Here is a 21210-nt window from a genome sequence, read left to right as displayed (position 1 = left end):
CATCCGGCTCTCCTCCTCGAAAGCCGGGCATCGAATCACATCTGCGCCGCTCTCAAAACCCCAATCGATTCAATCCGATCGGACACTGCTCTAGGTAGCTTACATGACAATCTCGTGTCGCAGTGCCGCAACACGCTGCGTGATGATGTAAGGAGTTTGAATGACCTCGATCGAGACGTTGGCGGATACGCTTCGTGAGCTTGCAGCCTCTGCGACGAAGCCCAAGGACCTGATGGCTGCCACTCGCGAGAAGCATCCGAACGCCAGCAAGAAGGAAATTGTCCGCGCAGCCTTCTACAGGCTGATCGAGAGCCACGGTGCTGACCCTGAGCATGTAAAAGGTCTTCATGCGTTCGCTCTCAATGAGCGCTCTGCAGATGATGGCGAGCCGCCAAAGGCCGCCAAACTACGTAAGAAGAAAATTCATAAGAAGGAAGGGGAAACGAAAAGTTCTCACTGAGCAAGCCGGTTTGATATTGGCCAAAAGTCTGCCCGGGCTTTTGCCGAGCACCTAATCGTTAGCGCCTATTTGGAATAGCCGCGACTGATTGAAACCTTTGGCCGCCTGTACCGGAAGCTCCCATCCTGCCGGCAGAGCCTAATCACTCCCTTTCTCGCCGCTGCCTTGAAGCTGTCGCAGCCGATCCTCCAAATCTGTGGCAGCATCGCCGTACAGCTCGAAGCGGCGGCGATACAGAGCACGTTTTTCCTCATTTTTCGCGTCTTTGACTTTCTCAGCCGCATGCTGGGCCTTCTGGCGAAACTTACCGGCTAGCTTCTCGTAGGACCCTGCGATTTTGGTCGAGATGTCGGCCGTCTCCTGCTTCAGATCGATCGGTTTGCCATTCTTAGCCATCGGATTGGCGCTCCAATTGGGTATCCCGGAAGGTGGGTCGAACGGGACGAGGAGAGGAAAGCCTGCCCGCTCGACCGCACCCGTTGCAACCATCCTTGGGAAGGATCGATGGCGCAACGCATTACGTATACCATTCGGCGTTCGATCGTATGTGACAGGGGGAGTAATAGCATGCCAGCCGTCGAACGATGTCGGCACTTCTTGAATGTTCTCGCGTCTGTGAAAGACACGTCCTTCACACATCGGGTGTGTCAGGCGTTGGATGATCCGGAGGCGGTCTACCTAAATCGGGCGTGCCGAGCGGACGCGTTGTCTTAGTTCTTGCTGTAGATACGAAGACAGCAACAAGCCCGGCCGTTAACGGCCTTCCGATGCTTCCTCGTTGAGAAGGTCAAGGAAGGCGTTGCGCTAGAAAGTCGGGTTTACAGGGACGATCTTGTGCGGGGGCGATATGGGATCCGGCGGTGGATAGAGCTAGACAGGATAGAGAAATAGATTTCCCCGGCGCCGAGAACCGTAAAACTTGCCCATAGGCAGCAAAAACCAGAATATTTCTAAGATCACAGTTTTGTGAGGATAAATACGGGCTAACGTGGCTTCATTCGAGAGCGTCTCTCTACTATCTATGAGTCGGCTCGAAATCGTACTCGCTGGTACCTTCATCTTATGTGGGACCATGCTTATCCTGCGGCTGATTCGACAGTAGATCAGCTTCAGGCCGCGCGTGAGGCTGCCGTAGCCTCAGGCGCTGCGAGCATCGGCGTCAACTCCGAGAGCGGTATAGGGTGAAAGAATAGGTAGCCCTGCATCTCGTCGCAGCCCTCCCATTGCAGGTGATCGCGCTGCTCGACCCTCTCAACGCCCTCAGCCACCGTGGTAATGCCAAGATCGATGCCGAGCCGGATCACCGCCCTGACGATCGCCGCGCAGTGGCGGTTGGTTGCCAGTTCTCGCACAAAGGACTGATCGATCTTGATCTTGTCGAATGGAAACGTTCGCAGGTAGCTCAGCGACGAGTAGCCCGTACCGAAGTCGTCCATGGCGATCCGCACACCCAGGGTGCGGAGCTGGTGTAGCACGGCGAGATTGGCCTCGCTGTCGGCCAGCAGCACCGACTCGGTGATCTCCAGTTCGAGTCGATCCGGTCTGAGGCCCGACTCAGACAGCGCCGTGAGGACGGCCGAGACCAGTCCACATTGTCGAAACTGGACTGGCGAGAGGTTCACTGCCACCCTGACCGACTCCGGCCAGAAAGCGGCATCGAGACAGGCCCGGCGCAGGACCCATGCGCCGATGGGAGTGATCAGACCGGTCTCCTCGGCGATCGGGATAAAGTCGGCCGGCGAGACGAAGCCGTGTTCGGGATGGCGCCAGCGCAGGAGGGCTTCGCAGGCGCTGATGCGGTTGTTCTGCACGTCGAGGATGGGCTGATAGTACAGCTCCAGACCGCCGGTCGCGAAGGCCTGCCGCAAGTCCCGCTCGATGGTCCGGCGTGCCTGAACGCGGGCGTTCATCTCTGCCTCGAAGAAGCGGAAGCTGCCGCGCTTCTCGGCCTTTGCGCCGTAGAGTGCCAGATCGGCGTTGTGCAGCAGAAGGTCCGGTGTGGCTCCGTCACTCGGCAGCATGGCGATCCCCAGGCTTGCACCGACCACGAGGGACTGGCCCTGGATGGTGAAGGGCTTCGAGAGCTGCCCGATCAGGCGGGCGGCGAGCTGGCTGGCCGCCTCGGGAGCTGGAACGGCGGTTTGGAGGATCACGAACTCGTCGCCACCCAGGCGCGCGACGGTGTCAGTCTCACGGACGCAGGCTCTCAGACGATCTGCCACCGCACGCAGGAGGGCGTCGCCGGCCGCGTGCCCGAGCGTATCGTTGACCCCCTTGAAGCCGTCGAGGTCGAGGCAGAGCACGGCGCCCTGCTGCGGCTGCCGGTGCTGACGCGCGAAGGCAGCCTGCAGCCGCTCATGGAAGCAGGCGCGGTTCGGCAGGTCAGTGAGCGCATCGTGATGCGCCATATGGGCGATCCGCGCCTCGATGGCACGTCGCTCCGTCACATCCTCGCCAACCCCGAGGAGGTAGCGCGGCCTGCCCTCTTCGTCGGAGACCGCCAGCTTCTTCATGTGCAGGAGGCGTCGTCCCTTGGCCCGGGTCTCGAACACCCGTTCCTCGACGAAGGCTTCACCGGGCTCGGATTGCACAACCAACCGGTCCTGCTCGATCGCCCGCGCGGCGATCTCCTGGGGAAACAGATCGTGGGAGGTCTTACCCAGGAGTTCGGCGCGGGGAACGCCGAAGAGCTCCTCCCCGGCGCGGTTCACCAGCAGGAAGCGGTGTTCGACAGCATCCTTGACGAAGAGCACGGCGGGAATGTTCTCGACCACGGTATCAAGAAAGCTGCGCGTCCGGCGCAGTTCGGCTTCGGCGAGCTGACGCTCGGTCACGTCGATGACAGTGACGAGGATGGCCAGACAGCCACGCAAGGTCAGCGGGCGGGCATAGGGCATGACCTGGATGCTCGCGCCATCGGCTCGGATGTGCCGCCAGGCCCGGTCGGCATCGTACGGGGTGGCGCGCTTCATCAGGATGGCGCGTGCCCGATCACGATCCTCCTCCGGCAGAAGGTCGACCAGGCTCATACCAAGGAAGCGCGCTCGATCGTGGCCGTAGTGCTCCAGAGCGGCCGTGTTGACGTCGAGGAAGCGCAAGGAGCCGGCCTCGACCACCCACATCGGCAGGGGGTTGGCTTCGAACATCAGCCGGAAGGAGGCCTCGCGGGTTCGCAGCTCGGTGATGTCGACGAGGGTGACGACGAGGAGATCGTCGAGGACCGAGGCGGAAACCTTGAGGAAGAACTCGACCCCATCCCGCACGTAGTCGAGTTCGAAATCGGCGCTGCCTCCGCGCTCGACCAGACCGAGGAGTCGGGCGATGATGCTGTGCGCGTGCAATCCGAGCTGGAGGCCCGAGAGGGGCTGCCACAGAAGCGCGCTGGCGGGCTGACGCATCAGAGCCGCGGCCCCTGCGTTCAAGGTGACGATCTGCAGATCGCAAAGCTGGCCATGTTCGTCCCGCACAGGGGTGAAGGCCAGGATCCCCTCGTGGGTCGACTGATAGACCCGCTCGATGAGGCTAGAGCGGAGGCTGGGCTCGCCAACATAGACCAGGACCAGGGGAAAGCCCCATTGCGTCTGTAAAGGCAGAGCCAGGATCTCATGGCGCTCGACGATCCCGTTCTCAACCCGGCTGGCCGTTTGTCGCTCTGGTCGGGCGTCGGTCAGGGCGCGACACACGCCCTGGCGCAGCACGCGGGCGCAGTCGCTGCGCCCCGGCGTATCCCGATCCAAGTCCGACCCGTAGAGCCAAGCCTCGAACCGGGGCGCCATGCGCAGGATAGCCAGCTCGCCTCCCTCCACACGGATCAAAGCGGTGCCATCGGCCAGACGACCAAGATGGCCCAGCGCGATCTCCTCGTAGGGCGGCAGCATCGCCCCCGGCCTACGCGCGGCCTGCCAGCGCTCGCAGAGGGCCAGCACGGGGTTAGCCGGGAGCTCGAACGACGGGGGCTGTATCACGCTGGATGCACCGCTGCGGGAAGTCGGAATGATCCCGTCAGGGACGTACAGCATCAAATCTGCTAAGCAATCGCAAAGAGTTTGCGGATAGTACCCTCATAATATCAAGTATATAGTCGGCAAAACTCTCCGCGTAAGATTGCTCGATGCATCGGCTTGCCCGGCATGGCTTGGTCGATTGCAGCCAAGACCCTGAGGGAGACCCTGTGCATGTCCGAGCGCATCTACAACGTCCTGTTTCTCTCGACGCGCAATGCGGCCCGCTCGATCCTCGGAGGCGATGCTCAGCAAGGAGGGGCGCGGACGCTTCCGGGCCTTCTCCGCCGGTATCCAGCCCAGCAGCGAGCCGCACCCGCTGGCCTTGCAGGTTCTCCGAGAAAGTAACTGCCCGATCGACAGGTTGCACGCGAAGTCCAGGGATGCCTTCCTCGGGTTGGCCCGGGCAACCAGTGACGGCGGAATGGACGATTGAGGACCCTGCTTCCGTCGAGGGATCGACCATCGATCAGAAAACCGCACTCGTCACCACCCAGCGCTATCTGAAGAACCGCATTGGGGCGTTCATTGCGTTGCCGATCAACGAACTGGATGCGGTTGCCCTGTCGTCCCGCGTGGAGGCGATCGGATAGCCCTCGAACGGTGGGTAACAAACTCTTCGACGGTTCGCCCGCAACGGTTCAACGACTTGGCTGATACCGTCTTCAACTGCGAGATGGCCGCTGCATCGTAGATTCTCGAACATCTCGAGGCTCTGTAACAAAGGAGCCGCCCCGGCAAGGAGGCGGCTCAAAGTCGCTGGCGGTGCCCTTGGGGGGGGGCTTGCTCACGGATCCAGGAGAAATGGATCTTGTGCGGCGCACTAACTCCGGAGTAAGCGCATAGTTAGTAAGCGCATAGTTCTCAGCGATTGACATCGATAGACGTATAGACTTGTATTTTCGCTATGGAGCCGACAGACATTTGCTTGCAGAAAATGAGTGCCGCCGTACGCATCACCGACTCGACGGTGATTGCAGAGGTTGCGGATGCCCTCGACGAGCTCGAGGCGGCATACCCCCATCCTTGTGACCGAATCATCGCCCTCGAAAAGGTGTTCTCGGAGTTCAGGCGCCGTCGGCCGAGTGAGGCAAAGACGCCCGCCGCGCGGCTGATCCGCGTATCCATCGAACGCCGTCAGATCCGGTGTAGCCGTCGCTACGTATGACAGATCAGTGACACGCCGCGGTTGGGAGCTGTGTCCGATTCAGCACGCAATTCGCCACCGACATCGCGTAGGTGAGGGCATGGTTCCTTCCCGAGACCCGGAGCCTCTCCTTGGCGGCGCACCTTCCTGAGGCTGCGCCGTCTTTCTTTTCCGCCGTAATCAATGATTCTGCTTGGCAGGCTAATTCACAGGGTTCTGGTCGGGTCGTTCGTCGACCGTCTGCTCGACGAGTGCCCGAACGCAAATCGGGTCTTCCCGATGGTCGGCGCAAAAGAGCCAGGACACCGCACCGAGATCCAGGGAACCCTAGTCTCTCACTCGGTGCCACTCGTGGACCTGACGCTGATGCTCGCTCAAACCACGACAGCCTCGTGGGCGGCCTGAAGCAGACAGACGCGGCATTCGCCGCGCCCGGTCTCCTTAATCCGTCGGACGGGCCTACACGGCCCGGACCCGGCCGAGGAAGGTCTCGATCGCCCTTTGCAGGCTATGTGCCCCGCCAGTCACCTGCAGGGCGCTGTTGCGAACTTGCGTAGCCTGGACCTCGTTCGAGGCCGCAGCCTCCTGGACGCCTCCGACGCTCTCGGACACGGTTCGGGCATCGGCGGCAGCGCTGGCGATCGCGCGGGCAATCTCCTGGCTGGCCTGCCCCTGCTGATCGGCTGCCGCAGCCACCTCAGCCGCGATCTCGTTCATCCGTGCGATCGTCCGGCCGATCGAACCGATCGCGCCTGCTGTACCATCGGCCGCCACCTGGATCGCCTCGACTTGGCCGGTGATCCGATCGGTGGCCAGGGCGGTCTGGCTCGCCAGGGTCTTGACCTCGGCGGCGACGACGGCAAACCCGCGACCGGCCGCCCCGGCGCGCGCCGCCTCGATCGTGGCATTGAGGGCCAGGAGGTTCGTCTGATCGGCCACGCTACGGATCAGCGTTACCACGGCCCCGATCTCGCTCGCGGCTCGGGACAGGGCGCCCACCGTCGTCTCAAGGCCCCGCGTATCGGACAAGGCGACGGATGCGATCTCGTTCGTATGCCGCACCTGTTCCTCGATCTCCCGGGCCGAGCTCGACAGCTCCTCGGCCGCGCCGGCGATACTGTCGATGACACCGGCGGACTGGTCGGAGGCATTCGCAACCCGGATAGCCTGCGCCGTCGTGTCTCCGGCCGTACCGGAGAGGGTATCGGCGGCAACCTGCATCGTCGCAGCCGAATTGGTCAAGTCGGCGACCGTGCTCTCGGTGTCGGCCTCGAACGCCCGGGTGGCCTCGGCCAGAGCCGTGGCGCGTCGGACGTCCTCGGTTGTCCGGGCTTCGGCCTGCGCATCGAGCTGCCGCTTCTCGACCAGGGTGATCTGGAAGGCCTGGATGGCCTGCGCCATCTCGCCGATCTCGTCGCGACGCTTGGTGAAGGGGATCACACCGTCGAGTTGGTCGGCTGCCAGGGTTTGCATCGTGCCCTTCAGGCGATGCAGGGGCCGCTGGATCTGGCTCACGATGATCCAAAAGGCGGCGAGCAGTCCGCAGACCAGCGCGATCGCCGGAACCGTCAGGAGCGTCAGGGTGGCCCAACGCTGCGCTTCGGCCGCCGCTGCACGCTGCACCTCGAGGCGCGTCAGCACCTCGGTACCCAGGGCGTTGATCTCGCGCACCATGCGCTCGCGGTTCTTCACCGTTGCCTCGTCGGTGGCCTGGATCAGAGCCGCCTTGGGCGAGATGGTGAGGCCCAGCTCTGCCGTATCGGTTTGGTAGGAGACAAACTCCTTGACCGTGAGGTCGAGCTTGCGTTTGCGCTCGGGTGAGAGCTGGCCGTCCATCGCGACGAGGAAGGGAGCGCGGGACCGTTCCACCTCGGCGAGGGCGGCCTGCAAGGCCGAGAGGCGGCCCTTGGCCTCATCCGTATCGGTGGCGGTGTAGACGGCCGTGGCCTGCACGACGGCGTGCTCGATCGCCTGGGCCAGGGTCCGCGCCTGCAGGCCAGCGTCCCAGATGGCCTCGGTCACCGCGGTGCGCTGATCCTCCTGGGAGGCCTGGTGCAGGGCGAAGCCGGAGATACCGACCGAGACGAGGCCGAGCAGGCCAACCACGGCGGCAAGCTTGTGTCCGAGGGTGATGCGCATGAAACGAAGGCCGATTTCCGTATAAAGCAGGATCGGACGGACCCTTGCGCCAAGATCGTTTACAGACGCGTTAAAGATAGCTGGCAAACGTTGCTGGGAGAATGCTTTAAAATATCAGTGCTATTTATATAGTAAACCTTTTGCAGCGATCAAACTATTATTCTATTGCTTCGAAATTTAGCTGCTTAGAGGAAAGGAGCCGACCCGAGGCAACATGCACTGACCATCCGGTCGACATGAGGCTCGCTCATTGGCCCGGGAATAAGCGATTTCGACATACCCTTCGAACGGTGATGCACTCTGCGTCAACGATCGCAACGACAGTTTCTTCGTCCAGTCGGACGATCCGACACACATCAACAGGCGCAATGCAACTTTTCCTGTCATATCACGAAAAAGTGATCTAGTAAATCTAATATCCACTCATTTAAAGCTAGATATCCACTCATCCTATCAAATCCATCGATTGTTTTTTGGCCGGAACTTTCCGATTGAGGACTAGGACCGGACGCAGAGAAGCCCCGTGGCACTCGAAATCGAACGCAAGTTCATCGCGACCAACGCAGCCCTGGTCCATTGCCGCGTCGGGACGCCCATCGTCCAAGGATACCTCTACACCAATGCGGCGAACACGATCCGGGTGCGTCGCGCCGGCGGCCGAGCGTTCATGGCATGGAAAGGTAGGCGTGAGGGATGCTCCCGGCAGGAGCACGAGCATGAGATCTGTTCCAGGCGTGCCGAGCTGACCTTGGCAGGGCTGCGGCCCGACCAACGGATCGAGAAAACGCGCTACCGCATCGAACATGCCGGGGCGATCTGGGAGGTAGACATCTTCGCGGGCCCACTCGCCGGCCTCATCCCGGCGGAAATCGAACTCGCACATGAAGGCGAGGTCGTGATCCTGCCGCCCTGGATCTCCCGCGAAGTGACCCTGGACGAGCGGTACCGCAACTCTCGGCTTGCAAGCCAAGCGGCCATCCCGCTGCAGAGCGCAGCTTGGAACGTGACGCCCCTCTGTACATCGCTTGATCTGAAGTCAGAACGCCTGCTCGTCCGGTAAGGCTTCGACGTGAGACCGTTGGTGTTGCCGTAAGAATGGATGATGGCCTTGCGGGGGCTGGCGGATCGATGATTTCAGGGGGAGGTCTGTTCATGATCAAGTCCGAGCTCATCTTACGCATCGCGGCCCAGAACCCGCACCTCTATCGGAAGGATGTAGAGGCGGTCGTTGACGCGATCCTGGGCCGGATCTCGGATGGGTTGCTGGCCGGTGATCGGGTAGAGCTCCGCAGGTTTGGAACCCTCTGGGTCAGAGAGCGAGGCGTCCGGTTCGCTCGCAATCCCAAGACTGGCACGCGGGTGTCCGTGGCAGGGAAAAAGAACATCACCTTCAAGCCCAGCAAGGGTATGCGAGCTTGTCTGAACCGCTCCCCGTCGACAGCGGAGCCCCTGTGGGCCGCCGAACCATTCCGCCTGCCCCGCTTGAGCCAACGTCGTCCCCGCGACGAAAGGAGCTCTGCGCCGACCTGTTGAAGCTCTACCGATCGGATGAATAGCTTCCAGGCCGTTGATCCCGTCTTCTTGGTAGAGAATTGTAGACACCCTGCTCTACATAGCCAACCAATTACTTTGGTGCACCCGCCAAGACTGTATGCAATGAATGGTTTTGTTGCTTATATGGCATATGTTAGGTCATTTCTTGACGCGATGACCGGATTTGTGTCTGGACAAGCGCGATCGTATTGGATTTAGTGGCAGCGACCGAAAGCTCTGCTTTGGCTCTGGTGCGCCCGACGACGGGCTTGGTACCGTCCAGCTGTTGCCGGGGATGCGTACGCGTAATCCCGCCCCCTTCGATGGAGTGATCGTCAGCACGTCAGGTTTCCCGTCACCTCGGTTCATCCCCGCCGGTCCTCGGCGCGGGCATCATACAGGGGGACGTCGAGGCCGCTTCGGCTCGTCCGTGCCCCCGACCCCAAGTCCAACGCTCAGTTCCCCCATGGAGAGTGACGATGGCACAGAGCATCATCCTATCGCTCGTCGACACGGACCAGAGGACCGTCGAGGAGAAGGCGCGCGAGGTCGGCGCCGACATCCTTCAGCAGTACCGGCACCTGGCCACCAGGCTGCGTCAGCAGGCCTGGCACGAATTTGCCGGGATCGGGTCAGCCTCCGACCCGACCGAGCGCGCTTCCCGGCGCTGCGCTTTCCAACTCTACACGACGGCCGCGTCCGAGCTCGACGAGATCATCGCGGACCTGCGCGGCGACCCGGACCATCCGGGGAGCGGGGGGCCAGCCCCGGCAACCCTTCAGATCGCCTACGACGTGCGCGCGGAAGAGCTGCGGACCGGGGGGCCGATATGAGCGAGGCTTTCCTGCAAACGGTCGCCGACTGGCAACGCTCCGGCCATCGGGGCCTGCGCATCCCGCACTGCCCCAGCTGCCGGGTCTCGACCTGGGCCACCTGGGAGGAACTCGATGCGGGCGCTTCGGAAAGCGTCGTGGCGGTGGCGCGACGTCTCATGTGCACCGAGTGCGGGCAGACCCCGGCCGGACTAGCGGTCGTCGTCTGCAGTGGCCCTTTGCAGTAGCGCAGGGATGGCTCGATGAAGCCGTCGCGCCCATGTTGGGCCCTGCCTTCGAAGCGCTCGCCCGTCTTCGGGACCGGCGACCACGCGCGTTGGGACTCGCGTCCCCGCTCCGATCCAAAGCGACGCGAGCGCATCGACCTGATCGCACGCGTCCTCGTGGCCTACGTCGCAGAGGACCCGTTCGGGCCACGCCCCCTGCCACCCTTGCTGGACCGCGTCCGGAACGCGCTCGACACCTTTGAACCCATACACAGGGCGGATCACGGACCGCCTGGGTGCCGCCTGGGTGCATCCGGGGGCGTTCCGGTGAGCCTCGACCGTACAGAAAGCCGTCAGGAAGCGATTGACCGTCCGCGAGGCAAGGAGGGTTCCGACAGGAGCCGGATGCGCCATGTCCCACGATCCAACCGATCTTCTGACGGTCCGAGCCGAGGCTGTCGGTATCGCCCCAATGCCATGGGCCTGGGCGATCTATCGCGGTCCACCCCGTCTGCTGATCCTTCGATCGCGTCCGGAATATCACGAGCGCGCGGAGGCGGTGCAAGCGGGCTTGAAGGTGGCCGGCGAGGTCGCTCGCAAGCTTCGCGCGCCGGTCGTCGTTGAAGAAGCCCCCTCGCATGGTGAGACAACATGAGACCCAGGGCCATCCTGTCGTTGTTCCAGATGTCGCGCGCCCATCGCCCCGGTCGCCTCGGGCTACCCGAGGTCGCGAGCCTCCCAGATGCCGGCGGAAGAACCGACCGCGTCATTTGCCCCGAAAAAAGCTGCGCTCGATTGATATGGCTCAACGAACGTTCGAACCCGCACGTCATGGATCGCCTTGCGGCCTTCCGGCTGCAAGACGTCTTTCGGAGGCCGCCATGAGGCAGACTTTCTCCTTAGGTGATCCGGCACGAGTCGCCCGGCGACACAATCTGCGGCGCAGGATTGCGCGGCGACCGGTACCCTTCTCGGCTGCTTCCGGACTGGCCAAGCCCAATGCCGGTCCCACGCAGGCCGAGGACATGGAGTGGCTGGCGCCCTTGGACGACGAGGAAACGAAGGTGCTGCGCGCGGCCTGGTCCTTCGTCGAGTAAGGCCCTGCCCGAGCCTCGGTTGGGAGCCCGCGATGTTCGTCGATCCGGCGGCTCAGGCGGAGGGTGAATACCGTGCCTTCTGGGCGGCTCTGGCACGCGGCGAATTCCGACGCGGAGAGTACGCGTTTGAGGATATCGCACTAACTAATATCAGCATTGAGACTCCTCATAGTGATTGGCATTTCTGATCTATAGTCTGAGCAAACTAATACTATTTAATGATTTAAGGTGCTGGATTAAAGGCGTATTTCTTTCGTGTCAGCCAATGTTGGCACGCAACAGGTGCCTTCGGCTATGCAATATGAGCTTTCATCCAAGTGGAAGCTCGAGCCGACCAGCATCCTCATGACAAGCACCCTGTGTTTGCTGACGGATGCCTCATATCGTAGGGAGGCACGTTCCTCATGTATACGATCGATGGAAGCTTGAGCGATTGGACCTCTGCCAATCTGCTGAATGCCCCTGGAACGACGACGGCGGGTTATAGCCTCTACGGCGATCTCTCAGGCGGCACCTTGACCTTCGCGATCCAGGCCCCCGTCGGGACATCGATCGGGACGTACACCACGATCTGGCTCAACACCGACCGGAATGCTTCGACCGGGTATAACATCTGGGGCCTGTACGGGGGCTACGACTACAACATCAACATCGCGGCAGACGGTAAGCCGTACCTCTACACCGGCGCGGATGGGCAGACCCTCGTGTCGCCGACGCCGCTGACCTTCGCCTACAATGCCGATCACACGGTCCTGGAGGTGAGCGTCTCGGCAGCGCAGGTCGGGGCGCCGAAGAGCCTCAACGTCCTGACCGACGTGAACAACACCATCTTCTTGCCGGGCGATTACAGTGCCGGGCCCTACACGATCACCGACCCGAGTTCGCTGCCCGCGCGAACCTACACCGGGCACAAGGTCGGTATCGTCTACTCGGACTCGACAGCGGCGAACTACTTCAGCACGATGGCGTATTCGCAGCTGTTCATGGCGGCGCAGAACCAGGCCACAGCGGCCGGCGTGCCTTACGATCTTCTCTCCGAGTCCGATCTTACCAATCTGGCAAAGCTTTCGAACTATGACGAGCTGATCTTCCCATCGTTCCGGAATGTTTCTGCCGCCAATGTCGGGGCGATCACCGACACCCTGACGACACTGGAGAAGACCTACCACGTCGGCATCATCACCGCCGGCGACTTCATGACGAACGACGAGAAGAACGCCCCACTCCCCGGCGACTCTTATGCCCGCATGAAGGCGCTCCTGGATGTCAGTCCGGGCGGAGGCGTCAACGGGGTGAACGTCGACGTCACGGCGGCGGCCACCACCAATCCGATCATGGCCGGATATACCGCCGGGTCGTCGATCCACCAGTACACGAACATCAGCACGCAGTTCTTCACCAGCACGGACGGGCTCGGCACGACGCTCGCCAACCAGACCGTCAGCGGTCAGTCGCATGTCGCCGTGATGGCCACCCAGACCGGGGGCAAGAACGTTCACTTCGCCACGGACGGCATGCTGGCCGACAACAACATGCTGGGCCACGCCCTGGATTGGACCATGGCACCGGCGACGGGACCGGACGTCAGCCTTCACATGAGCCGGGACAAGGCGATCGTCGCCGCCCGCGTGGACATGGACCAGGCCATGTACACCGACGACGTCCACCCCGCGTCCGGACAGGGGATCTACGACAAGCTCCTGCCGATCCTGGCGCAGTGGAAGCAGGCCTACAACTTCGTCGCATCGTACTACATCGATATCGGCAACAATCCGGCGGCCGGCGAGACAACCGACTGGACCTACTCGAAACCGTACTACAACCAGATCCTTGCCATGGGGAACGAGATCGGCTCGCACTCGATCAGTCATCCCGAGGACACGAATGTCCTGACCCCAGCCCAGTTCCAGTCCGAGTTCCAGCAATCCCGCACGATCATCGAGCAGCAGCTTGGGCTGACGAATATCGGGGCTGCCATTCCAGGTGCATCCGACACTCTCGCGACCGCCCGGCAGATTGAGCAGTACTATCCCTACATCTCCGGTGGCGCCTCCCTGATCGGCGCCGGATATCCGGGGGCGATCGGCTACCTCAGTCCCGCGGCAGCGGATATGAAGTCGGTCTACATCGCCCCTGACACCTCCTTCGACTTCACCCTCGTGGGCTACCAGCACCTCACGGCAGCCCAGGCCGAGGCGGCCTGGACGACGGAGTGGAACAACCTCACAGCGCATTCCGACCTACCGGTCGTGGTCTGGCCCTGGCACGATTACGGGCCGACGGATTGGCTGACCGACACGACAGATGCCGGCTACACCCAGCAGATGTTCACGGACTTCATCGCGCGGGCGGCCCAGGCGGGCTCGGAGTTCGTAACCCTGGCTGATCTGGCGCAGCGCAGTGCGACTTTCGAGCAGTCCGACGTCGGCTACAGCTACAACGCGGCCACGAACGTTCTTACCGCCTCGGCGACCACCGCGGCCGGAGATCTCGGCAAGTTCGCCCTCGACGTCGGCACCGGCCATACGATCAAGAGCGTCGCCGGCTGGTACGCCTACGACAGCAACAGCGTCTTCGTGCCGAAGGCGGGCGGGACCTTCCAGATCGCCCTCGACGGCACCCCGGACGACGTCACCCACCTGACGACCCTCGCGGACCGGTCCGACCTCCTCAGCGTGACCGGTGACGGCAGCAACCTCAGCTACTCGGTCGTCGGTGAGGGCCACGACATCATCCAGCTGAAGTCCCATGCCGGGCAGATGGTGCAGATCACCGGAGCGGATGCCGCGAGCCTGTCCGGCGCCAACCTGGACCTGACCCTGAACGGACTGGGTCAGCACGATGTCTCCGTCGTCCTCTCGGCAGCGCCCGTGGGCACGGCCGGAAACGACACGATCATCGGGACCGACAACGCCGATGTGATCAATGGCGGACCGGGCGCCGACACACTGATAGGGCTCGGGGGCAACGACACCTACATCGTCGACAATATCGGCGACACCGTCGTGGAGGCCGCGAATGGCGGGACCGACACGGTTCAGAGTTCGATCACCTACACCCTGCCGGTGAACGTCGAGAACCTCGTCCTGACGGGGACGGCCGCCATCAATGGGACGGGCAATGCCCTGGCGAACGTCCTGACCGGGAACAGCGCGGCGAACACGCTCTCGGGTGGGGCGGGCAACGACACCTTGGAAGGCATGTGGGGGAACGACGTCCTGACCGGAGGGCTCGGAGCGGATATCTTCATCTTCAATACGCCAGGTCACGGCGTTGACCGCGTGACGGACTTCACCCCTGCGCAGGGTGACAAGCTCGAAGTTCATGCTTCGGACTACCATCTCCCCATTGGCGCCCTTGCGAGTAGTTATTTCGACTCCAACGTTCTTGGCCTCGCAACGAAGCTGCACGCAGAGTTCATCTTCAACTCTGGCTCTCATACTCTAAGCTGGGATCCAGATGGCCTTGGCGGAGTAGCAGCAACACCGATTGCGACATTCTCGAATAATGCCCTGCTTCACTATCAGGATCTCATAGTGATCGCCTAAATCCGATAGGACTTGCCTCTAGGGGTATCATCCGAACGGTGTGTAACGGATGGTGGGCTGAAGGATTGGCTGGTGAAGGAGAGTGCCGATGTCCTCGGCCTTGTCCGTCGATTTGCGTGAACGTGTCGTGGCTGCCGTCGCAGCGGGGGCTTCGCGGCATCAGGCGGCCGAGTACTTCGGGGTCAGTTTGACCAGTGCGAGTCGGTGGTGCGGGCAGTTTGCGCGGGAGGGGCACGTCACACCCAAGCGGAAGGGTGGGGATCGACGTTCGCATCGGATCGAGGCGCAAGCCGACCAGATTTTGGCGATCTATGAGCAACGCCCGGAGATCGTCCTCCACGAGTTGCAGGCGGCTCTGGCCGAGCGTGGCCTCCACGTGGCCCGGAGTAGCCTAACGCGCTTCTTCAAGCGCCATGGCATCACACGAAAAAAGCACCGGCTACGCGACCGAGCACGAGCAGGACGGTCCAGACGTGAAGGCAGCGCGAGGGATATGGTTCGAGGGCTAGCTCGATATTGACCCCGACCGCATTCGAGAGAATGTCGCAAATGCACCTTTGTGCTTGCATCGCAACTGTTGGCCCCTCGGAGAATGGAGTGTAAAAGACTCCGTGCAATTGCGTTTAAGCGGTAGCAAAAGTTACTATGATATCAGGCCAAGTCGGAGACGGAATGAAAATCAACATTGCCGTAGCTGCCATTCTTACTGGCATTGTAACCTCTCTGACGGGTGCTACTGCACCGTCTGCCCGCAACCTTGAGGAAATGCTAGCGACTGATAAAGCAGCTTGGAGCCGTATCAGTGGATCAATTTGTTCAAGCTGCGGGTCGGAGAAAGCGGCTGCGCGATCAGTTCTCACCAACCCCATAGCCGTTCTCGCAGCCGCACCTCGATTACCTTCTAGTGCGGTTGCCTACAACATTCCTCAACCTAAGGTTCGAACTGCGGGGTTCCACATCCGATACGCTTCATTTCAACGCCGGCGCGCCCAGCGATATGTGCACAGGATGGCTAAAGAGCGGCATCGCTACGCCAGACCTGAGTTAAAGCAAGGTATTCATGTTTCTAATCTTAGTAAGATTTCGATTGATAGGACGCTCAGCGAAGACTTGATCCGTCCGAATTGAAATATAATTGTGATTAACAGCTAATGAGCACACCAATCTGCGGAAGAAATAGCTATTGGATCCAAAGGGCTTCTTCGCTATCTACACATAGGCACCGGGGCTACATGTCGATAAAACAGTGATTTGCTGACACCTACGGCTGCCTGTGACAAAGTCCGAAAAGGGTAGAGAACGGACCATGACCCTCACCTTGAAGCGGGCGTTTCCCCGGCGACCCAATGGTACCGCAGAAGCTGCCCAACGCCATACTATTAAGTGGCCGTGCCTGACTTCGAAGAATGGAATGCAGCAGCCTGGAAATCGAGGATAAGTGCGCTGTGTTCAAGCTTTGGCAACGCTCTGGATCCTATCGTGGTATCGTTCGTCTACCGGTGTCGCCAGAATGTCGTGACGGATGAGGGGGCTCTACAAAGCCTGGAACGTTGCTTGATGCTGGCTCTCGTCCTCGACGACGCCGAAATGAACAACCTGCTCGTGGTCGCCGCCCTGCGACCCATTGCCGGCTGCCGGCCGCACGACTTCACCGTACCGGCCGACGCGCTCGCCTTCGCTCGGTTACACGCGGCCGAGATTGGCGTCGTGATCACCGACTACGACATGCCTGGCATGAACGGGGTGGAGTTTATACGGGCGGTCCGAAGCATTCCGGAGCTCGCTCACGTCCCGACCGTCATGGTCACCAGTCTCGATCAGCGCAAGCTGCGGCGCGAGGCCCTGGAGGCCGGCGCGACCGACTTCCTGACCAAACCCGCCGACCCGGTCGAAATCTGTGCCCGCGTCACGAACCTGCTTGCACTCTCGAAGGCGCATCGAACCCTTCAGGACCATGCCGCCCAGCTCACCCGCGAGGTCGCAGCCGCCGTCGCTCTGGTTGAGGATCGTGAACGGGAGATCATCTCCACGCTGATGCGAGCCGCCGAGAGCCGGGACACGGACACAGGCGACCATATTGCACGGGTCTCGGCCTCTGCGGGACGGATCGCACGGGCCCTCGGCCTTGGGCCCGACGAATGCCGCCTGATGAGCTTGGCGGCAACCATGCACGACGTCGGCAAGATCGCCGTGCCGGACGCTATCCTGCTCAAGCCCGGCCTGCTCACACCCGAGGAACGGCGGGAGATGGAGCTGCACGCCGAACGGGGCCAGCGCATTCTCGGCAGCAGTGCTTCTGCCGTCATGCGACTGGCCGCTGAGATCGCTGCCACTCACCACGAGCGCTGGGACGGCACTGGCTACCCCTATGGTCTACGGGGCGAAGCGATCCCCCTCGGGGGCCGTATCGTCGCCGTCGCCGACGTGTTTGATGCCCTCACCTCAAAGCGTCCCTACAAGCAGGCTTGGTCGCACAGCGACGCCTTTGCCCACATGCGCGAACAGGCGGGCAGCCATTTCGACCCGCGCTGCGTCGACGCCTTCCTGAAGGCCCACGACCAGCCGCTCCTGGCGGCTCGTTCAGCGGCGGATGAGAACCAGAACCACGACGTGGTCAGGCTCGTCTCGTGATCCGTTGTCCCGCGTTCCAAGCCAGATGCGCGAAGAACCTATCGACCGTATTCAGTCCCTGGAAACGTGCGCAAGACATGACGGCGGCATGACAATCGGTAGCGCACGACGCCTCCTCGAACGGCTGAGGCGCGACGAGCGCGGCGGCGTCCTGGTTCTCGTCGCCCTGCTGTTTCCGATCCTCACCGGCCTGAGCGCCGTGGCGATCGACTACGCCTCCCTGGTCAAGCGGCGGGCCGAGCTCCAGCGCGCCGCCGACAGCGGCAGCATCGCGGGCGTCAACCAGTTCAAGCTCGCCAATGCCGACGACGCGGCCGCGATCCGCACCGCCAAGGCCATGGCCCTGGCTCAGGCGCGCAACGGCAATGCGGCGCCTCCGGCCGTGACGGCCGAGGTGCTGAACAACCATTCCGGGGTTCGCCTCACGCTCACCGAGCAGGTCGCCCTGTCCTTCGGCAAGCTCCTCAACACCCCGAGCCTGGAGGTGAGTGTCTCCTCGACGGCGAAGCTCGCCGGCACCACGCGGCTGTGCCTGCTCGCCCTCGACCGTCAGGCGATGGGCGCCTTCCACCTGGAGAGCGCGGCCCGCATCACCGCCTCCGATTGCTCGCTCTACTCGAACTCCGCCAGCCCCGGGGGCATCCAAGCCGAGAACGCGGCGGTCGCCACCGCCCTCTCCACCTGCTCGGCCGGTGGCTACACCGGCACGGGCGCGAACTTCACACCGCCGCCGGCCACCGGCTGCCCGGCCCTGCGCGATCCCCTGATCGACCGGCAGGGTCCGACGCCGGGCTCTTGCATCAGCCTCGGGTTCTTCGTCGATCCGAAGAAGCTCATCGATGGTATCGACGACCCGCTCTACGGCCTGAACGTTGTCAGCGGCACCGTCACCCTCGATCCAGGAACCTATTGCGGCGGTCTGCACATCACCAAGAAGGGCCAGGTGACGCTGAAACCGGGTGTCTACATCATGAAGGACGGGCCTCTGGTCGTGGATAAGGGCGGCTCGCTCACCGGTGTGAACACGGGCTTCTACTTCACCGGCGTGCGCGGCGGCCTGCTCTTCGACGACAAGAGCGTCGTCAGCCTGACTGCTCCGAAAGACGGTTCCATGGCCGGCCTGCTGTTCTTCGAGGACCGCGCTGCGCCTTCAGGGCTCCTATCTCTCCTTCCCCTGGGCGGAAAAGGTAAGCCAAAACCGGCCCCAGGCGGCTTTATCGCGCAACGCGAGTACCGGATTATCAGCGACGACGCCCGCACCTTGCTAGGGACGATTTATCTACCGGTCGGGCGCCTGATCATCGACTCCAAGAAGCCGGTCGCCGACCAGTCGGCCTACACGGTGATCATCGCCCGGACGATCAACCTCTATGACGGCCCGAACCTGATGCTGAACGCCCGCTACGGCAGCACCGACGTGCCCGTGCCGGCCGGCGTCGGACCGAGCTCGGCCGACACGCAGCTCACGCAATAAGGTGATGTTGCATCATCGCTTAGCTGAGTATGCGCTGCGAAAGCGGACCCTCCCAACTCCCGTAAAGGGTCGTGACCTGGCACGACGGCTGTGTCTGCTTCTCCCAACCTTCGCCCGGAAGCAGACCGTCGCAAACCCACCCATCTAGGTCATACGTCCCGTTTTGCAGACAGCCCGCAAGCGGACCTTCCCAGCTTCCGCAAAGGGTCATTCCTTGCCGTTCGACATAGGCTGGTTCTATGTCCGCTTTCGGGTGCCGCTCGCAACAACATGAACGACTATGTTGGGTCAATTTGCGACTGTCCGCTCCGGGGCGAGAGTTGACAGGATCAGATACGGCCGCCTCGGCTCTTAGGCAGTCGATGACGCCTGGGCTTGGAAAAGCGCCTTGAAGTCGGACATGCCAAAAGTGGTCACCGTCTCCTGGCGATCGTCGAGGATCTCATAGACTGGGCCGTCGATGTCTCGGTTCGTGAAGAAGACGATGACATCCTGGTCGCCGCCGCCCTCCGTATGAGGCTCTCCACCGGCTCGGCCAGAGACGTAGCTCCCGACCGAACGGATTTCTTTTAGGTCGCCGTTGGGTCGATAGATTCTCAGTTCGCCCTGCAGGACGAGCGTTCGATAGGCCGCGCCGTGTCGGTGCAGCGCGATGCGTTCGTTCGCCGCGAACTTGAAAAGCAGGTCTACACTGCGCGCCGATTCATCGACGTTCAAGATGAAGAAGGCGGCATGATCGAAGCCGTCGGTCGTTTGCCACGCGATGTTGCGATCATCGAATGCGAGCGTCGGCATAGCGTTTCCCTGGTCTTTCGCGATCACGCGAAGATCTCTTGGACTTGAGCGTATGCTGCCGGCGTGACGCGGTCTTGCCATTCGGTGCCAGCACAGCAATCGTCTCGCCCGTGGAGGGGGCATGGCGGGATACGGCCTGACCAGGGCATGCACGATGGGGCCAATCGCCGAGGCGGTCACGGCCGCGGGCGGATCGCTCGCACGGGTGTTTGCTCGTGCCGAGATGCCCCTGACCCTGCTCGAAGAGCCCGACCGCCTGATCCTGCTGCGCGACCAGCTTCGGCTCGTTGAGGCCGCCATCCGCGAGATCGGCGATCCCGCGCTGCCCGCGCGGCTCTCGATACAGACCGGCATTTCTGGGCTTGGGCCCATCGGCGTTCAGGTTCGCGAAGCTGACACCCTCGGTGCCGCCTTGGCGCGGGTCGAGGTTGTCACGCCCGTCGTACTGCAAACCGCAACGTGGACGGGCCTACGCCGACAGGGTGCGCGCGCATTCTATGGCTATACGGTCGCGGAGCGGATCGACAGCGGACGTCAGTCGAACGAGGTCTTGGCGCTTGGATACCTGCTCGGCACCGTCCGGCACTTCCTTGGGTCCACCTGGCGTCCGGAGCGCGCCGTGGTCACAGGGGCCAGCATGTTCGCCCGCGCCGAGATCGAGGCGCTGTTCGGCTGCGAAATTGCGTTCGGGCCGCAGGCCGGCCTCGTGTTCCCCGCCCGTGATTGCGACACCGCCAATCCAAGCCGCCTCGATCCCACCCTCACGGGTACGACAGAGGGCCGGCCGATCGAAGACGACCTCCTCACATGCGTCGCCCAGCTCATCGCGTTGAGCTTGAACGAATCACGGCCGTCCATCGACTGGGTCGCCCGCCGCCTTGGTCTGTCGCGTCGGACCTTGCAGCGCCGGCTGGAACAAGCCGGGACCCGCTATGCCGACATCCAGCGCCAGGTCCTCGGAGACCGGGCGAAGGAGCTGTTGGCCATGGCAACGCTCCCCATCGGTCGCGTTGGCTTGGAACTCGGCTACGCGGATGCCGCCCACTTCACCCGGGCATTCCTGGATTGGACCGGGGTCACACCGAGCCAATGGCGGAGTGGCGTCCAAAGGAGACGCTTGGGCACGGACTGATCCGCGACGGCCCCCTGTCCGAATGGCGCGAAATGGCAATTCGGGTGCGAGCGGATCGCTTATCGTCGGCGTCAACGCAGGCGATCCCATGCTCGGCATGGAAACGACCTGCCCAAGGAGGACCGCCCCCTGATGCATGAGCAGCCCGTTTCAGCCTTAGCGTACAGCCTGCAACCCCGACGGACGTCGCAGTCGAGACCACGCTGCCTTTGCA

At 62.4% G+C, this 21210-nt stretch carries 17 protein-coding genes and 1 pseudogene; 14 read left to right on the top strand and 4 right to left on the bottom strand.

The features are described 5' to 3' along the window. The first annotated feature begins 160 nt into the window (after positions 1 to 160). Positions 161 to 460 carry a hypothetical protein gene (locus tag ACPCJR_RS24930; protein WP_391516055.1) on the top strand — a complete coding sequence of 100 codons (300 nt, stop codon included), beginning with the start codon at positions 161 to 163 and terminating at the stop codon, positions 458 to 460. A 138-nt stretch (positions 461 to 598) separates the two neighbouring features. Here ACPCJR_RS24930 and ACPCJR_RS24925 read toward each other — a convergent pair whose 3' ends face one another. Together ACPCJR_RS24925 and ACPCJR_RS24920 are read right to left on the bottom strand one after the other, a co-directional pair. After that, the gene (locus ACPCJR_RS24925; protein WP_391516053.1) at positions 599 to 856 is read right to left on the bottom strand and encodes a hypothetical protein; all 258 of its coding nucleotides are present in this window, start codon (positions 854 to 856) and stop codon (positions 599 to 601) included. Between the two features lie 713 nt (positions 857 to 1569). After that, on the bottom strand, positions 1570 to 4338 hold the full coding sequence (locus ACPCJR_RS24920) for an EAL domain-containing protein (protein ID WP_391516051.1): 2769 nt from the start codon (positions 4336 to 4338) through the stop codon (positions 1570 to 1572). Between the two features lie 297 nt (positions 4339 to 4635). On the opposite strand from ACPCJR_RS24920, the pseudogene ACPCJR_RS24915 reads away from it, so the two are divergent. Beyond that, positions 4636 to 5054 (top strand): annotated as a pseudogene (locus tag ACPCJR_RS24915) (arsenate reductase ArsC). Between the two features lie 1013 nt (positions 5055 to 6067). Here the strand turns inward: ACPCJR_RS24915 and ACPCJR_RS24910 are convergent. Beyond that, positions 6068 to 7747 carry a methyl-accepting chemotaxis protein gene (locus ACPCJR_RS24910; protein ID WP_391516050.1) on the bottom strand — a complete coding sequence of 560 codons (1680 nt, stop codon included), beginning with the start codon at positions 7745 to 7747 and terminating at the stop codon, positions 6068 to 6070. A gap of 523 nt (positions 7748 to 8270) precedes the next feature. On the opposite strand from ACPCJR_RS24910, the gene ACPCJR_RS24905 reads away from it, so the two are divergent. The 11 genes from ACPCJR_RS24905 to ACPCJR_RS24855 all read left to right on the top strand — a co-directional run bounded on the left by ACPCJR_RS24905 (position 8271) and on the right by ACPCJR_RS24855 (position 19069). Then, complete coding sequence (locus tag ACPCJR_RS24905) at positions 8271 to 8807, top strand: CYTH domain-containing protein (RefSeq protein WP_391516048.1); 537 nt, start codon at positions 8271 to 8273, stop codon at positions 8805 to 8807. A 35-nt stretch (positions 8808 to 8842) separates the two neighbouring features. Then, the gene (locus tag ACPCJR_RS24900; RefSeq protein WP_391516046.1) at positions 8843 to 9280 is read left to right on the top strand and encodes an HU family DNA-binding protein; all 438 of its coding nucleotides are present in this window, start codon (positions 8843 to 8845) and stop codon (positions 9278 to 9280) included. Positions 9281 to 9759: 479 nt separating this feature from the next. Further along, positions 9760 to 10113 (top strand): hypothetical protein, encoded by a 354-nt coding sequence (locus tag ACPCJR_RS24895; RefSeq protein ID WP_391516044.1) that lies wholly within the window; start codon positions 9760 to 9762, stop codon positions 10111 to 10113. 618 nt (positions 10114 to 10731) lie between these two features. After that, the gene (locus ACPCJR_RS24890) at positions 10732 to 10974 is read left to right on the top strand and encodes a hypothetical protein (protein ID WP_391516042.1); all 243 of its coding nucleotides are present in this window, start codon (positions 10732 to 10734) and stop codon (positions 10972 to 10974) included. A 226-nt stretch (positions 10975 to 11200) separates the two neighbouring features. Further along, positions 11201 to 11416, top strand: coding sequence for a hypothetical protein (locus ACPCJR_RS24885; protein WP_391516041.1), 216 nt, complete (start codon positions 11201 to 11203; stop codon positions 11414 to 11416). Positions 11417 to 11448: 32 nt separating this feature from the next. Beyond that, entirely contained in the window at positions 11449 to 11604 is a 156-nt protein-coding gene (locus tag ACPCJR_RS24880; protein WP_391516040.1) for a hypothetical protein, read from the top strand. Positions 11605 to 11820: 216 nt separating this feature from the next. Continuing rightward, positions 11821 to 14964, top strand: coding sequence for a polysaccharide deacetylase family protein (locus ACPCJR_RS24875; RefSeq protein ID WP_391516038.1), 3144 nt, complete (start codon positions 11821 to 11823; stop codon positions 14962 to 14964). Between the two features lie 88 nt (positions 14965 to 15052). After that, positions 15053 to 15484: an IS630 transposase-related protein gene (locus ACPCJR_RS24870; RefSeq protein ID WP_391516037.1), complete on the top strand. Its 432-nt coding sequence runs from the start codon at positions 15053 to 15055 to the stop codon at positions 15482 to 15484. 152 nt (positions 15485 to 15636) lie between these two features. After that, positions 15637 to 16092, top strand: coding sequence for a hypothetical protein (locus ACPCJR_RS24865; RefSeq protein WP_391516035.1), 456 nt, complete (start codon positions 15637 to 15639; stop codon positions 16090 to 16092). A gap of 429 nt (positions 16093 to 16521) precedes the next feature. Continuing rightward, a complete protein-coding gene (locus tag ACPCJR_RS24860; RefSeq protein ID WP_391516033.1) occupies positions 16522 to 17595 on the top strand; it encodes an HD-GYP domain-containing protein in 1074 nt (357 codons plus the stop codon). 88 nt (positions 17596 to 17683) lie between these two features. Next, positions 17684 to 19069 (top strand): pilus assembly protein TadG-related protein, encoded by a 1386-nt coding sequence (locus ACPCJR_RS24855; RefSeq protein ID WP_391516031.1) that lies wholly within the window; start codon positions 17684 to 17686, stop codon positions 19067 to 19069. A gap of 351 nt (positions 19070 to 19420) precedes the next feature. On the opposite strand, the gene ACPCJR_RS24850 is transcribed toward ACPCJR_RS24855, so the two are convergent. Continuing rightward, entirely contained in the window at positions 19421 to 19891 is a 471-nt protein-coding gene (locus ACPCJR_RS24850; protein WP_391516029.1) for a regulator, read from the bottom strand. 94 nt (positions 19892 to 19985) lie between these two features. On the opposite strand from ACPCJR_RS24850, the gene ACPCJR_RS24845 reads away from it, so the two are divergent. After that, positions 19986 to 20996, top strand: a complete 1011-nt coding sequence (locus ACPCJR_RS24845) for an AraC family transcriptional regulator (RefSeq protein ID WP_391516027.1) — start codon at positions 19986 to 19988, stop codon at positions 20994 to 20996. Positions 20997 to 21210: the final 214 nt, after the last annotated feature.

The sequence above is a fragment of the Methylobacterium sp. NPDC097929 genome, assembly GCF_049543375.1.
In the GTDB taxonomy this organism is placed as follows: Bacteria; Pseudomonadota; Alphaproteobacteria; order Rhizobiales; family Beijerinckiaceae; genus Methylobacterium.
Note: the sequence above shows the minus strand (reverse complement) of the source record. Positions and strands in the feature narration are given on the sequence as shown.

What these genes read in the sequence shown, in the direction of transcription:
- ACPCJR_RS24895 (WP_391516044.1), top strand. Translation starts at nt 9,760, where the DNA reads ATGGCACAGAGCATCATCCTATCGCTCGTCGACACGGACCAGAGGACC.
- ACPCJR_RS24885 (WP_391516041.1), top strand. Translation starts at nt 11,201, where the DNA reads ATGAGGCAGACTTTCTCCTTAGGTGATCCGGCACGAGTCGCCCGGCGA.
- ACPCJR_RS24860 (WP_391516033.1), top strand. Translation starts at nt 16,522, where the DNA reads ATGCTGGCTCTCGTCCTCGACGACGCCGAAATGAACAACCTGCTCGTG.
- ACPCJR_RS24920 (WP_391516051.1), bottom strand. Translation starts at nt 4,338, where the DNA reads ATGCTGCCGCCCTACGAGGAGATCGCGCTGGGCCATCTTGGTCGTCTG.
- ACPCJR_RS24910 (WP_391516050.1), bottom strand. Translation starts at nt 7,747, where the DNA reads ATGCGCATCACCCTCGGACACAAGCTTGCCGCCGTGGTTGGCCTGCTC.
- ACPCJR_RS24845 (WP_391516027.1), top strand. Translation starts at nt 19,986, where the DNA reads ATGGCGGGATACGGCCTGACCAGGGCATGCACGATGGGGCCAATCGCC.
- ACPCJR_RS24900 (WP_391516046.1), top strand. Translation starts at nt 8,843, where the DNA reads ATGGATGATGGCCTTGCGGGGGCTGGCGGATCGATGATTTCAGGGGGA.
- ACPCJR_RS24890 (WP_391516042.1), top strand. Translation starts at nt 10,732, where the DNA reads ATGTCCCACGATCCAACCGATCTTCTGACGGTCCGAGCCGAGGCTGTC.
- ACPCJR_RS24880 (WP_391516040.1), top strand. Translation starts at nt 11,449, where the DNA reads ATGTTCGTCGATCCGGCGGCTCAGGCGGAGGGTGAATACCGTGCCTTC.
- ACPCJR_RS24930 (WP_391516055.1), top strand. Translation starts at nt 161, where the DNA reads ATGACCTCGATCGAGACGTTGGCGGATACGCTTCGTGAGCTTGCAGCC.
- ACPCJR_RS24870 (WP_391516037.1), top strand. Translation starts at nt 15,053, where the DNA reads ATGTCCTCGGCCTTGTCCGTCGATTTGCGTGAACGTGTCGTGGCTGCC.
- ACPCJR_RS24875 (WP_391516038.1), top strand. Translation starts at nt 11,821, where the DNA reads ATGTATACGATCGATGGAAGCTTGAGCGATTGGACCTCTGCCAATCTG.
- ACPCJR_RS24855 (WP_391516031.1), top strand. Translation starts at nt 17,684, where the DNA reads ATGACAATCGGTAGCGCACGACGCCTCCTCGAACGGCTGAGGCGCGAC.
- ACPCJR_RS24925 (WP_391516053.1), bottom strand. Translation starts at nt 856, where the DNA reads ATGGCTAAGAATGGCAAACCGATCGATCTGAAGCAGGAGACGGCCGAC.
- ACPCJR_RS24865 (WP_391516035.1), top strand. Translation starts at nt 15,637, where the DNA reads ATGAAAATCAACATTGCCGTAGCTGCCATTCTTACTGGCATTGTAACC.